This window comes from Alkalihalobacillus sp. BA299 (genome assembly GCF_017745675.1).
Classification (GTDB): domain Bacteria; phylum Bacillota; class Bacilli; order Bacillales; family Bacillaceae_F; genus Alkalihalobacterium.
This window is the reverse complement of record NZ_JAFLJM010000008.1, coordinates 114,980-127,995: the sequence shown is the minus strand read 5'-3', so window position 1 is coordinate 127,995 and position 13,016 is coordinate 114,980. Positions and strand designations below refer to the sequence as shown.

14 protein-coding genes are annotated in these 13,016 nt (G+C 37.8%); 9 read left to right on the top strand and 5 right to left on the bottom strand.

Annotated features, from left to right (window positions below; genetic code table 11):
- Positions 1-115 precede the first annotated feature (115 nt).
- The 4 genes from gerQ to J0N78_RS12500 form a co-directional block, all read right to left on the bottom strand.
- Positions 116-604 (bottom strand): spore coat protein GerQ, encoded by a 489-nt coding sequence (gerQ, locus tag J0N78_RS12515; protein ID WP_209123437.1) that lies wholly within the window; start codon positions 602-604, stop codon positions 116-118.
- A 44-nt stretch (positions 605-648) separates the two neighbouring features.
- Positions 649-1,080, bottom strand: coding sequence for a cell wall hydrolase (locus tag J0N78_RS12510; RefSeq protein ID WP_209123436.1), 432 nt, complete (start codon positions 1,078-1,080; stop codon positions 649-651).
- 451 nt (positions 1,081-1,531) lie between these two features.
- The gene (gene hemQ, locus J0N78_RS12505) at positions 1,532-2,281 is read right to left on the bottom strand and encodes a hydrogen peroxide-dependent heme synthase (RefSeq protein WP_209123435.1); all 750 of its coding nucleotides are present in this window, start codon (positions 2,279-2,281) and stop codon (positions 1,532-1,534) included.
- A gap of 258 nt (positions 2,282-2,539) precedes the next feature.
- Positions 2,540-3,280 (bottom strand): enoyl-CoA hydratase/isomerase family protein, encoded by a 741-nt coding sequence (locus tag J0N78_RS12500; protein WP_209123434.1) that lies wholly within the window; start codon positions 3,278-3,280, stop codon positions 2,540-2,542.
- A 354-nt stretch (positions 3,281-3,634) separates the two neighbouring features.
- Here J0N78_RS12500 and pta point away from each other — a divergent pair, with 354 nt between their 5' ends.
- The gene (pta, locus tag J0N78_RS12495) at positions 3,635-4,624 is read left to right on the top strand and encodes a phosphate acetyltransferase (protein ID WP_209123433.1); all 990 of its coding nucleotides are present in this window, start codon (positions 3,635-3,637) and stop codon (positions 4,622-4,624) included.
- A gap of 73 nt (positions 4,625-4,697) precedes the next feature.
- Here the strand turns inward: pta and lipL are convergent, their stop codons facing one another.
- The gene (gene lipL / locus J0N78_RS12490; RefSeq protein WP_209123432.1) at positions 4,698-5,531 is read right to left on the bottom strand and encodes an octanoyl-[GcvH]:protein N-octanoyltransferase; all 834 of its coding nucleotides are present in this window, start codon (positions 5,529-5,531) and stop codon (positions 4,698-4,700) included.
- A gap of 147 nt (positions 5,532-5,678) precedes the next feature.
- On the opposite strand from lipL, the gene J0N78_RS12485 reads away from it, so the two are divergent.
- The 8 genes from J0N78_RS12485 to J0N78_RS12450 all read left to right on the top strand — a co-directional run bounded on the left by J0N78_RS12485 (position 5,679) and on the right by J0N78_RS12450 (position 12,869).
- On the top strand, positions 5,679-5,900 hold the full coding sequence (locus J0N78_RS12485) for a YuzB family protein (protein WP_209123431.1): 222 nt from the start codon (positions 5,679-5,681) through the stop codon (positions 5,898-5,900).
- A 356-nt stretch (positions 5,901-6,256) separates the two neighbouring features.
- On the top strand, positions 6,257-7,552 hold the full coding sequence (locus J0N78_RS12480; protein ID WP_209123430.1) for an HD domain-containing protein: 1,296 nt from the start codon (positions 6,257-6,259) through the stop codon (positions 7,550-7,552).
- Positions 7,553-7,566: 14 nt separating this feature from the next.
- A complete protein-coding gene (locus J0N78_RS12475) occupies positions 7,567-8,067 on the top strand; it encodes a YwgA family protein (RefSeq protein ID WP_209123429.1) in 501 nt (166 codons plus the stop codon).
- Positions 8,068-8,560: 493 nt separating this feature from the next.
- The gene (locus tag J0N78_RS12470; protein WP_209123428.1) at positions 8,561-9,601 is read left to right on the top strand and encodes an ABC transporter substrate-binding protein; all 1,041 of its coding nucleotides are present in this window, start codon (positions 8,561-8,563) and stop codon (positions 9,599-9,601) included.
- A gap of 78 nt (positions 9,602-9,679) precedes the next feature.
- Positions 9,680-10,489 carry an ABC transporter ATP-binding protein gene (locus J0N78_RS12465; RefSeq protein WP_247747277.1) on the top strand — a complete coding sequence of 270 codons (810 nt, stop codon included), beginning with the start codon at positions 9,680-9,682 and terminating at the stop codon, positions 10,487-10,489.
- Positions 10,482-11,243, top strand: coding sequence for an ABC transporter permease (locus J0N78_RS12460; protein ID WP_209123427.1), 762 nt, complete (start codon positions 10,482-10,484; stop codon positions 11,241-11,243). Before J0N78_RS12465 ends, J0N78_RS12460 begins: the two co-directional genes overlap by 8 nt.
- A gap of 49 nt (positions 11,244-11,292) precedes the next feature.
- A complete protein-coding gene (locus tag J0N78_RS12455; protein ID WP_209123426.1) occupies positions 11,293-12,045 on the top strand; it encodes an ABC transporter permease in 753 nt (250 codons plus the stop codon).
- 23 nt (positions 12,046-12,068) lie between these two features.
- A complete protein-coding gene (locus J0N78_RS12450; protein ID WP_209123425.1) occupies positions 12,069-12,869 on the top strand; it encodes an alpha/beta fold hydrolase in 801 nt (266 codons plus the stop codon).
- Positions 12,870-13,016 lie beyond the last annotated feature (147 nt).

Here is a 13,016-nt window from a genome sequence, read left to right as displayed (position 1 = left end):
CTTTAGCATCAGGCACCTCGTCTTTGCAGCTGTGCCTATTAGGTGCCTGATACCTTATTTTAGAGTCAGCTTTTTTGTATAATTTTCAAGTGATTATATTTATTTTACAAAATATTTAATCACGAGGTGAGTATTCAGCTAACGGTGTGACACCATTGTATGGATATTCATAGTTAATTGGCTCATCAAATTCTACATAGTCAAGGTTAACCATTAATAGTAAGTAATAGTTCCCTGCAACATCATCATGAAGGATAATATGATCTCTACCGGCTTCTTCCACATGACCAGTAAAAACTTTCGCTGGCCAATCAGGGTTATTTTCAAACGTCATATAGACTCTTACCGATTTTCCGCGATTGAGTCGAAGAATGTTTTCAATGTACGATTGTTCCATTGGTAGCATCCCTGGAACTTGCGGGAATTGCTGCTGCAGTTGTGGTTGTGGTGCTAAAAAAAATGGAGGCTGCTCCATCATCGGCTGTTGCTGCTGCATTGGCGGCATCATCGGCTGCTGCATCATAGGTTGTTGCTGCATATACGGTGACGGCTGACTATTCATCGCTGGATACATTGATTGCATATCCCATTGTTGCTGATACATCGTATCACTCCTTTTAGCTTTTTCATTTTTATCATATATAATTATTAGTACACACTGTAAACTTGCGGGCAGTCGGATGCTAATGGTGTATAGAAACAATGAAGCTTATAACGTCCTGAGTTCCATTGCCCCCACCACTGAGCAGGACAAGCACCTTCTGGACGGAAAAACCATAAAGAAAATTCTGCTGGGTGATGTCTTTCTCCATCAATTAGCTTTTTTGCGAGCCTGCGCTCTCTTTCCCGAGCCCTTTGATAAAAGTACCCCTTCTGTGTCGCTTCAAAACCACCTGGGGATTGAAATACCATCCGAGGAATCGAATTGATATCAACAAAATCTAGACAAGCTGACCGAACTCGGTTGACCATTACATTTCCTGCCATCAACATCCCGAGTTCACCTTCACCTTCAGCTTCAGCACGCATCAATCGGGCTAACATATCGATGTCATTACTGTTCGCTTTGATAACGGCCATTTGTTCACCTCCTATTCGTTAGGTGCCGTTCGTGATGGGCTGGAGGAATTTTATGATTGTATGGAATTTTACAGTACCGTAATGTTACGGCATACCCAAACACAGTTAGTTCAAATATATGTTAGGAAAAAATGGACTATGACTTTTTCCTGAAAATCGATACAAAAAAACCAGTCTCAAAATTGAGCTGGTTTTAAATATGCTATGAAGTTTAAAGTGGTAGGGCTCCAGCGCTTGTCGCCGATAAGTAGGGCGCTTGCGCTTTTCAATGTCTAGCTGCAGCGCCCACTGACTAGCGAGACTTCCCTCACCGCCGTACGATAAGTCAACATCGCCTCACTACCGAACACCCGAGTTTCCTTTATTTCCTGCGGTTCAGTCCAGTCCGTACGTCAGTAAACGGGCGCTTGCGCTTTTCTTAGTTCAGATTTTTCACGAAATGATTTAGAGCTTAAACGTGAAAGTAACGCTCGATTCCGTCGACATTTAGAAGGTTTCCGACATAAAAAGAACCGAATTCACCGAAACGAGCTGACACTTCATCAAAACGCATTTCATAGACTAGTTTTTTAAATTGCAGAACATCGTCAGCAAATAACGTTACGCCCCATTCCCAATCGTCAAAGCCAACAGAACCAGTGATAACTTGCTTTACTTTACCTGCATATTGACGTCCAATCATGCCGTGGCTGCGCATCATGTTACGGCGGTCTTCCATCGGTAGCATGTACCAGTTATCGTTTCCTTGACGACGCTTGTCCATCGGATAAAAGCAAACATGTTTAGCTTTTGGTAGCTTAGGGAAGAGGCGAGCGCGTACTTCTGGATTTTCCATCGGGTCTCCACCGTCTTTACCTGCCATATAATTGCTTAATTCCACGACGGACACGTAAGAATACGTTGGAATTGTATATTCAGCAAAACGAGTTTTATTAAATACTGTTTCAATTTCGTTCAGTTGTTCCATAGTTGGACGAAGTAGCATAAGCATAAAGTCAGCTTTTTGCCCAACAATCGTGTAAAGCGCATGACTACCTTCATTGTTTTCTTCGGTTTGGTTCCACTCTTCAAGCATTCCAATGAATTCGTTTAATACTTGCTGACGTTCTTCACTAGAAAGCGTCTTCCATGCAGGCCAGTTGATCGCGCGGAAATCATGTAGACAATACCAACCATCTAAAGTAATTGCTGCTTCACTCATACTAACACTCCTTTTAAATTTGAAAATATATGTACCAAAACATACTATACCATAAACAGGTGAAACTGTTCCATATTACCTACATAGGGAATAGTGTAGACAGTAATTTAAGGGAGCTAAATGAGGTAACAACCGAATTTATAAAGAAATTAAAAGGATTCACATATAAAAAAGAACGTAGTTTTTCATTTAAAAAGAAGAAAAGCTAACTCATATTAGTAGCTAAATGCGAGCGTTTGAGTTAGCTTTCTGTTATGGCTATTTTTTTAAGAATCGCTGTACAGCAGCAATATGTTCGTCCGTTTTTCCTGCTACACTTTGGGCATCTTCTTCCATTTTAAGGACTTCAGCTAATGAATGTTCATAGCTTGAGCGCATATTTTTTTTCATGAGTCCATATGCACCGGTTGGAATCTGTAGAAGTTGTTCAACGAGTTCATCAGGTTGTCCGATTTTATGAACCAAGCCAATTCGGTAGGCTTCTTCCGCTGAAATGGGTTCACCTAGAGACATTTCAAGCGCCTTTCCAAGGCCGACGAGTCGGGGAAGGTAATATGAGGCTCCTGCGTCAGGAACGAGGCCAATTTTTAAGAAGCTTAATCCCATTTTCGCATCATACTCAGCTACCCGGAAGTCACAAGCGAGGGCAAGGCTCAAGCCGGCTCCAACGGCGATACCATTGATATACGCGACAGTAGGCTTTTGGATCGTATCCATAAATAGTAAAAGTTTATCATAAGTCTCTTTTAAATAATCACCATAATCAATATTGCTTACTTCTTCTGTCGCAAAACTTTTTAAATCGGCTCCAGAACTAAAAGCATCGCCTGACCCTGTTAAAACGATCATATGAACTTCATCGTCTTCGTTGGCTTGTTGAAATGCACGGTAAAGCTCCTGATGCATCGCTAAGTTAATGGCATTTTTGACGCTAGGTCGATTTAATGTAATCGTGGCGACATTTTGTTTTCCTTCATATATTACAGGTTGATGTTCCATTCCAATCCACTCCCTTAATTGTTCGGCTCCTTTCATTATAATGAATAGATATTCATTTTATCAACAATAAATAATGAAAATTCAGAAAAAAAGAAGCTGCTGTTATTTTTGTAAAATATTAGCGAGCTTTTGATTGCATGAGCGTTGGCGAAGAAGGAAACGATGAAAAGGAGTACTTTAATCGTAATTTATAGCGGATATATTGGAAAAATTTATTAATATAATGATTGAATGTAATATGTAAAATGATAGAAAATTTTCATTTTTACTACATTAACCAAGGTGGTTTATTTTTCAAATAAAGAGGAGTATGCTTATGGTAAGGTCATCTGATCAATGGTAGGAGGAAGAATAATGAGCGATCTCTTTACAGAAATAAAAGCGCAAGTGAAAAGTCATTACCCAAATGTTGTTTTACCAGAAGGTTTTGATGAGAGAATTTTACAAGCTGCCGGCCAGTTATCAAATGATGAAGTTGTTAAGCCCATTTTAGTTGGAAGTGAAACTGAGATTTTTTCAAAAGCAAAAGAGCTTGGCGTTACTTTTAAAGACGTCGAGATCATTGAACCCAAATCATATAAATATTTAGATGAATTAATTGCATCTTTTGTGGAACGCCGCAAGGGAAAAGAAACGGAAGATAGTGCGAGAGAAAAACTAATGCAAGAAAATTATTTTGGCACGATGCTTGTACATCTTGATAAAGCAGATGGCTTAGTTAGTGGAGCTGCTCATTCAACAGGAGATACAGTACGACCTGCTTTACAAATTATTAAAACTCAGCCAGGAATTAAGAAAACATCAGGTGTTTTCATTATGGTTAAAGGTGATAAAAAATTTGTATTTGGTGATTGTGCGATCAATATTGCTCCGAATGCCGAAGAATTAGCGGAAATTGCGATTGCTACAGCAGAAACTGCAAAAGTTTTTGGATTAGATCCAAAAGTCGCGATGTTAAGCTTTTCAACGAAAGGTTCCGCATCATCAATCGAAACACGTAAAGTATCTGAAGCTACAAAGTTAGCACAACAAGCACGACCGGATTTAGTCATTGATGGTGAATTCCAATTTGATGCAGCGTTTGTTCCAGCTGTTGCTCAAAAGAAAGCTCCAGATTCGCCATTACGTGGGGAAGCGAACGTATTCATCTTCCCGAGCTTAGAGTCAGGAAACTTAGGTTATAAGATTGCTCAACGTCTCGGTGGATATGACGCGATTGGACCGATTTTACAAGGGTTAAACAAGCCAGTAAACGATCTATCTCGTGGTTGTAATGTATCTGACGTCTATAAACTCTCCCTCATTACAGCGATGCAATCGATCACACGAAAAGTATTAGCATAAAAACAGCCACATAAAAACGGTGCCAGGCACCTTTAATGCTTTTACAGCATTGGAGATGCCTGGCACTTTGAATTTATCCGTTGATTCGCTCATTCCGTTTAATAATGCGAACGTACTGTTCTTCATAGGACTGCATTTCTAATTCCGTAAAGGAAGAGGAAGAAAGGTGAGCCCCTTGCTCTTTACATGTAAGTAGCAGCTGATGAATAACTGCTTGAACCGTTAGTTCTTCATTTAGTAGTTCGGTTAATGATGCCATCGTTTCAGGGACGATCTTCGGATATTCAAATGCTGTTGGCTGGCCTTGCACAGCACGGCTATAAAATGTTTGAATGAGCTTCGCACGCTCACTGCCGCTTCCACTTACACAAAGGTAAATTTGTACGGCAACGCCGCCACGGATGCGCCGTTGTGAGATACCAGCAAACTTTTTGCCGTCAATGCTCAAATCATAGGAACCAGGGCAATAGGAACCGATGACTTCTTTTGCATGAACGTCCACTCCGTAAGGGAGCAGCAGCTGTTGAATAAGGGCAAACATAAACTCATATCCGTCATTAATGGAAAACTTTTTCTCTTCCTTAAGAATGAGTGACACATTTAATATACCTTCATCGAGAACAACGGCAAGTCCGCCAGAATTCCGAACGATGACATGGTACCCTTGATCTTCTAAATATTCGATACCTTCTTGAACGAAAGGAAGCCGACTGTCCTGAATGCCGAGGACAACCGTATGATGGTGAACCCACGTCCTTAGAATTGAATCAGAAGAACTGGTTCCAACCGCTATACATAATGCGTCGTCATAAGCAAATGACTGAAGAGCCTCAAAATAACGCCCTAGTGTTGACTGATCAATAAACCGCCAAGGTCGGTTAGTAAGATGATGGGTTAATGTATTCATAAACGTTACTCCTTAAAGTTGGAACTAAAAATACGTCTAAAATCGCTAAAGATTGCGAACGATAGTAGATATGGTATACTATCCTTTGTGAATAAAAGACATTATTCATCTTATCTTACCATAAAGAAATGAAAGGAATTAACGATAATGGCAAACGAATTTCGCATATGTGACATTTGCCAAGCCACGAATATAAAAACTTTATTGCCTCGGTTAAAAAAGCTCGACCCTGATGCAGAAATTCATATCGGGTGTCAATCGTATTGTGGGCCAGGCCGAAAAAAGTCTTTTACGATGGTCAATAACCGTCCGATATCGGCTGCAAATGAAGATCAACTCATTGAAAAAGTCGGAAAAAAATTAAAATGAAGCTATCTGATCCTTAGTGTTTCGGATAGCTTTTTACTTATAGAAAAATTACTGAATACGTTGCTCGGTTGTGTCGACATTTGTTTGTTTTTGTCGAGAAATCTTTAAATTGGTCAAAGTTGAAAATAAAATAGAGAAAGTTGAAAATAAAAGCCACGAACTAGAAAATAAAAGTCCTAAACTTAAAAATAAACGATGCGAAGTTGAGAATAAACTACCCAAAAAATAAAAATCCCTTCCTTCATTGCTGTCAAATCCTGAAATGTTTATATTTCGTTAAGCCGCTTCAAGCTTTAGGACAACCTTTCTCTTCTTTAGTATAATAGAGATAGTAAAATGGAGATGGAGTGTGCTTTATGCAAAATATAAATGGTCAATTAAGTGAAGAAAAAGTGTTTAAAGACCCTGTCCATCGTTACATACATGTTCGGGATACGCTCATTTGGGAGCTGATAGGTACAAGAGAATTTCAACGCTTACGCCGCATTCGTCAGCTAGGGACGACATTTTTCACGTTCCACGGGGCGGAACACTCTCGCTTTAATCATTCGCTTGGAGTTTATGAAATCACACGGAGAATTATTGAAGTGTTTCAAGGACGGCCTCATTGGGATAATAATGAACGGCTATTATGTTTAGCGGCGGCGCTATTGCATGATGTCGGTCATGGCCCTTTTTCCCATTCCTTTGAAAAAGTGTTTAATACCGACCACGAAGAGTGGACGAGAGAAATTATTATTGGAAAAACAGAAATCAACGAAGTGCTCCGCAAAATGGGGGACGATTTTCCGCAAAAAGTAGCAGATGTTATTGAAAAAACATACAACAACAAGTTAGTCGTCAGTTTAATTTCTAGTCAAATTGATGCGGACCGGATGGATTATTTGCAACGAGATGCTTACTTTACAGGGGTTAGCTACGGTCATTTTGATATGGAACGAATTTTACGAGTCATGCGGCCGTTAGAAGACCAAGTGGTTATTAAGCAAAGTGGGATGCATGCGGTCGAAGATTATATTATGAGCCGCTACCAGATGTATTGGCAAGTTTATTTTCACCCTGTCACGCGCAGTGCAGAAGTGATTTTAAGTAAAATTTTGTGGCGAACGAAGCATTTATATGAGACGGGGTACCAGTTTAAACAAGAGCCGATTCACTTTTATTCGCTGTTTAATGAAAATATGAGTATTGAAGACTATTTGCGGCTTGATGAGGCGATAATCCTTTATTATTTCCAAATTTGGCAGGATGAAGATGATCGCATTTTAAGTGATCTTTGTGGTAGATTTTTAAATAGAAGATTGTTTAAATATGTCGAATTTAATCCAAATTTGCAAATGAAGGAATGGCCTGTACTTTACCAGCTTTTCCATGAAGCTGGCATTAACCCTGAATACTATCTCGTAGTAGACTCATCTTCTGACCTGCCGTACGATTTTTATCGCCCTGGTGAAGAAGAAGAGCGTTTGCCGATCCATTTGCAGATGCCAAATGGAAAAATTCGCGAATTGTCTCGTGAATCCGAAGTCGTAGAGGCGATTTCTGGAAAAAAACGAACGGACCACAAATTATACTTTCCATTCGATGTTCTAGAGGATGAAACAGAGAATGCAACGATAAAGCAAAAAATTAAAGACATTCTTTTTAAATGAAGGGGAGGAGCGTTTTGCTAAAGGAACATGTAAAGCTGTTATTCATGTTTCAACAAGCGGGTGAAATTGTTGGACGGAAAAAGCTGCAAAAGATTGTTTATATCTCTAAAAAATTAAACATTCCATTTTCAGAACGATTTAAGTTTCATATGTTTGGACCGTATTCAGAAGAGCTCACACTTCGAATTGAAGAGCTATGCAACCTCGGTTTTTTACAAGAAACGCTAGAAACGAAAAGTGGTTATCAACAATACCGGTACATATTGACGGATGAAGGGGTCAAGTTCCTGAAGATGTACAATCTTGAATTGCCGAACATTCAGCCGTCCGTGTCAAGTATGAATGATCAAAGCTCGCGGTTTCTTGAACTCGTTTCAACAGTGCTTTACTTTGATGAGCTGTCAAAAGAGGAAATCATTGAAAAAGTCATGACGGTCAAAAAGAAGCAAAATTATTCGGAGGAAGAAATGGACCGGGCATTTTCTTATATTGATCAACTCAAACAGTTACAATAAAATTCAGCTGTGCCGCTTAAATGAACAATATAGAAGTATTAGTGTATGACTCTAGTAAAGGGCTGGAGTCATTTTTTTATTATGATTTTATTAGGGTTTACTTTGGTAGAAATTTTTCAGTAGGAATAATAGAAAAAAATTTTTTTAGCAATTTCCGAAAGAATACCTTGTTTTAATTATAATAGATAAGCAATAGCTAAAGATTACTCACAAAATGTAAGCGCTTTAATATAAATGTTCGGAAGTTACAAAAATATGTGAGATTACTTAACCGAATTTTTTAAAAATTAAAATAATGCAATTGACTTTATACTTAAAAACTATTTACAATATGTATATAGAAAAAACAGTGTTTTATATACAAAACATAAAAGAGAGGAGGCAATCGAGACTCAATTTAGCAACTAGAGTGAATTAGACGAATTTCCTTAATGGATTACAGTTTTAACTCACAATGGTATTGAATCTAATGCAGAACATAGGGGGATTATTGATGAAGAAATATTTATTTTTAAGTTTAATGGTTTCGTTCATGGTTGGAATGTTAATAGCCTGTGGCGGTGAATCTAGTACTCCAACTGAAACTTCTCAGAATAAGGATGCTGGAAGTGGCGAAGCTGTTGAAAATGCAGAACCTGTCGAAATTCGATTTGGTGGAGGATATGCTGCTGAGGAAACGCTATGGTTGCTAGAAATTGCAGATGACGAATTAGCTCCTAACAAAGGGAAAAGTTATACATTAAATGTTTCTCAATTCAGAGCGAATGCAGACAGGCTCAATGCTTATCAAGCAGGACAACTTGACGCTGGTTCTCTTGGACAAGGTGCATCGATGATCGCTCATGAACAAGGCATTGATTTAAAAGTGGTTACTGTTTTGACAAAGGATACTCCAAATGAAGGGTTTAATAACGCCTTTATGGCTTTAAAAGAATCAGGGATCGAAAGTGTTGAGGATCTTAAAGGTAAAACAATTGGTATTTCTGACTTTAGATCACCAGCTGACCTTTGGGCAAGAAGTGCAATCAGAAGTGCTGGTTTAGACCCTGATAAAGACGTAAAATTTGCAATTACCCCAATTCCAGCTATGACAGAAGCTGTTAAATCGAAAAGAATTGATGTAGGGTTATTCCCTCAACCATTTTTTGCAGAAGCTGAAGCTAGTGGTGAATTTACGACTGTATTTACTTCAAAAACGGGTATTCCAGTAGATGAGGATTTCTTAGTTATTTTCTTTGATCCTAAGTTTATTGAAGAGAATGAAAATGCAGTTAGAGATTTCTTAGCGGATTATCAAGCGGTTGTAGATTACTATATGGAAAATGGTGAAGATGCTAGACAAATGATCGTTGATGCAGGAAAAGTTCAAGCTGATCCAGCCATTTATGTTGGTATGACGGATAGTAACAGATCGGCATATTTAGATCAAGAAGGCTGGGAAAAGGTTCAAGAAATCATGGTGAATGATGGTTGGCTAGATGCACCATTTGATGTAAATGAACTGCTTGATGAGTCTTATTTACCAGAACAGTAATTGTTTTTTGTGAGGAAGAAAGTAATTACTTTTTTTCCTCACAAAAAAATGAAACACTCTTTCAAGGAGGAAGCTACGATGAAAAACAAAATTCCTGCGATGCAGATTGAAAATTTAAGAAAAGTTTATTCTTCTAGTAAAGAAGAGGTTCTTGCTATCCAAGATATTAGTTTGGAAATACCTGAAGGAAAATTTGTAAGTATTGTAGGTCCTAGTGGCTGTGGGAAAAGTACTTTTTTACACATTGTCGGTGGCTTTATTCCAAAAACCTCTGGAACCGTAAGAATTAGGGGGAAGGAGGTTGAAAAGCCAGGTCCAGACCGGGGGATGATGTTTCAAGAGTCTGCACTTTTCCCATGGAAAAATGTATTTGATAATGTCGCGTGGGGATTAGATGTTCAAGGAGTTTCAAAGGACAAACGAATTGAAATTGTTGAAAAATTCTTGAAGCTCGTTCGTTTATGGGATTTTAGAAATCATTTACCTTCTCAATTATCAGGTGGAATGAGACAAAGAGTATCGCTAGCAAGAGTACTCGCGTTTAATCCAGATGTATTACTAATGGATGAACCATTTGGAGCATTAGATGCACAAACGAGAGAAGAGATGCAAGTCGAATTACAACGAATCTGGAGTGAATCACAAAAAAGTGTCTTATTTGTTACACATGATATTGAAGAAGCTGTCTTTTTAAGTGACCAAGTTGTTGTCTTTTCTGGTAGACCAGCAACAATATCAGAAATTATTGATATTAAATTTGAAAGACCACGTGATTTAAGTTTATATAAGTCTAGTGAATTTAGAGACTACCGCAATCATATTTGGGATCTCTTGCACGAAGAACACCATAAACCAGTTACAAGCACTCCGGAGGTTGTCAATGGATAAGAATTTCAAAAAAATTGCCGCTATAGAAATTATTGTGTTGATGTTGATCTGGGAGGGATTAGCACTTGTTCAGTGGATCCCAACCTATCTTTCAAGTCCATCCACTATTTTAACAGCAATGTGGCAATTGGTAAGTAGTGGAGAGATATTTGCCCATATGGAAGCAAGTCTTTATCGCTCTTTACTAGGCTTTATTGTAGTTGTAGTGATCGGAGTAGGCTTTGGTATTTTAGCAGGTTACTATAAAAGAATAGGTAATTTTTTTGATCCTATAATAAACGCAATAAATCCTATTCCAAAGGTAGCATTATTACCTATTCTTATGGTTTGGTTTGGGATGACAGACACCACGCGAATTTTAATTATCTTTTTAACGGCATTTTTTCCTAGTTTTGTAGCAACTAGAGACGGTGTTCGCTCTATTAAACAAGTTCATTTATGGGCTGGAGAAAATATGGGAGCATCTCAGATTCAACTCCTATATAAAGTTGTTTTTCCAGGTACTCTGCCTAAAATATTCGATGGATTAAGAATTTCTTTAGGGTTAACGTTTGTCATGATGTTTTCATCTGAAATCATTGGTGCATCTAATGGGTCTGGACTCGGATTTTTAATATTAAATGCTGATCTTGTAGGAAGAACGGATATTATGTTTGCTGCAGTTGCATTTATCGGGACTTTAGGTTTCATTTTTGATCGGATTTTATTAAAAATTCGTAGCAAAGTATTATGGTGGGATATAAAGCGAGCATAGTTGCCTAGTCTAATTTTTAGCAAAGTGCCAAACGTAACGGGGTGAAAACATGGTAAAAAAAATATTGAATAAAATAATAAAGTATCAGTCGATATTTATTCTTTTTATTTTGTGGGAAATTATTGCAATTACGGGTGTGTTTCCGGAAAGGTTATTTCCTTCTTTCTTCACAGTAGCAGGAGTATCTTTTGATATCGCAACTTCTAGTATGTTTTGGGATAATTTATCTGTAACGATGTATCGTGTAATCGTCGGCTTTACACTAGCAGCCGTTATAGGAGTTCCAATCGGGTTAATGATGAGCCGCTATAATGTGTTTAACACATTAATACAGCCAATGCTTTCAATTGGTTATCCAATCCCGAGGGTTGCGCTCTATCCTATTTTAGTATTTATTCTTGGTATAGGTTCAGGTTCGAAGATTTTATTAATTACGTTAGAATGTTTATTTCCTATTGTAATTAGTACGTATTATGGGGCTTTACGTGTTAACCATTTATATATTTGGGCTTCACAAAATATGGGAGCTAACGATCGAAAAATGTTTTGGAAAGTATTATTACCAGCAACAACCCCTGCAATTTTTACAGGCCTCCGAATGGCTGTTCCCTTAGCATTAATTATTGCGATTTTAACAGAAATGATTAGCTCAACTGAGGGAATGGGGTATTTATTAGTTTATTTATCATCTTCACTCGTACAAGAGACGGTATTAGCGATGGTATTATTAATTGGTGTTGTCGGTTATTTATTAAGTACTTGTTTAGATCTTGTACAAAATAGATTTATTTTTTGGAAGTAATTGTTCTTTAGGGAGGTAAACAAATGCCATTTGTTCAGGCAGGAGATTTCCAAATTCATTATGTCATTGAGGGTCAAGGGGAACCATTAGTATTATTACATGGTTTAGGTAACAATTCCCGCTCATGGAAAAATCAAGTGGAATCATTAAAAGAGCATTTCACAGTTATTGCTTGGGATGCGCCAGGTTACGGGAAAAGCTCTGATCAAAAAGTAGAATTCCAGTCGTTTATTGAATTTGCTGATGTACTAAAGCAATTTATTGATGCCCTTTCGTATGAAACCGTTTTTTTATTGGGACATTCAATGGGAAGTGGAATTTCTGTAGAGTTTTGTGCCAAATACCCTGAAAAAGTAAAAGGATTAATATTAGCAAGCTCAACACGCGGTGGCTTTGCATTAACAGAAGAAGAAAACAAGAAGAGGCGGGACGATCGCTATTATATGATTGACAATCTCAATCCGAAAGAAATAGCGAAGCTGCGTGTTCCGAATTTGCTTTCGCCGTATGCTTCTGAAGAAGTAAAGAAAGAAGCTGAAGAAATTATGGCACAAATTCGTCCATCTGGATATCGTTCCGTCGCAAATTGTCTATATCATTTTAATCCAATGAATGCGCTAAAAAACATTGCAGTTCGAACGTTAATCATATGTGGGGAACTAGATCGCGTTACTCCTGTAAGTGAATCACAGTTTTTCCATGAACAACTTTCTTACTCTACCATGTATATTATTCCTAAGACAGGCCATCTCTGTTATCAAGAAGACCCAGAAAGCTTTAATGAGATCATTTTTACTTATGTAAAGGAAATTAAAGTCATATAATTCTTCCTTGTATGGAGAGTCTTTTAAACCCTTTCCTCCTATATATACTGTAAAAGCACACGCACTATATATATAATAATGGAAAATAGCATAAGCTTTCATATAATAGGAATAATATCAACTTGTTTAATATAATAGAAATAGCTT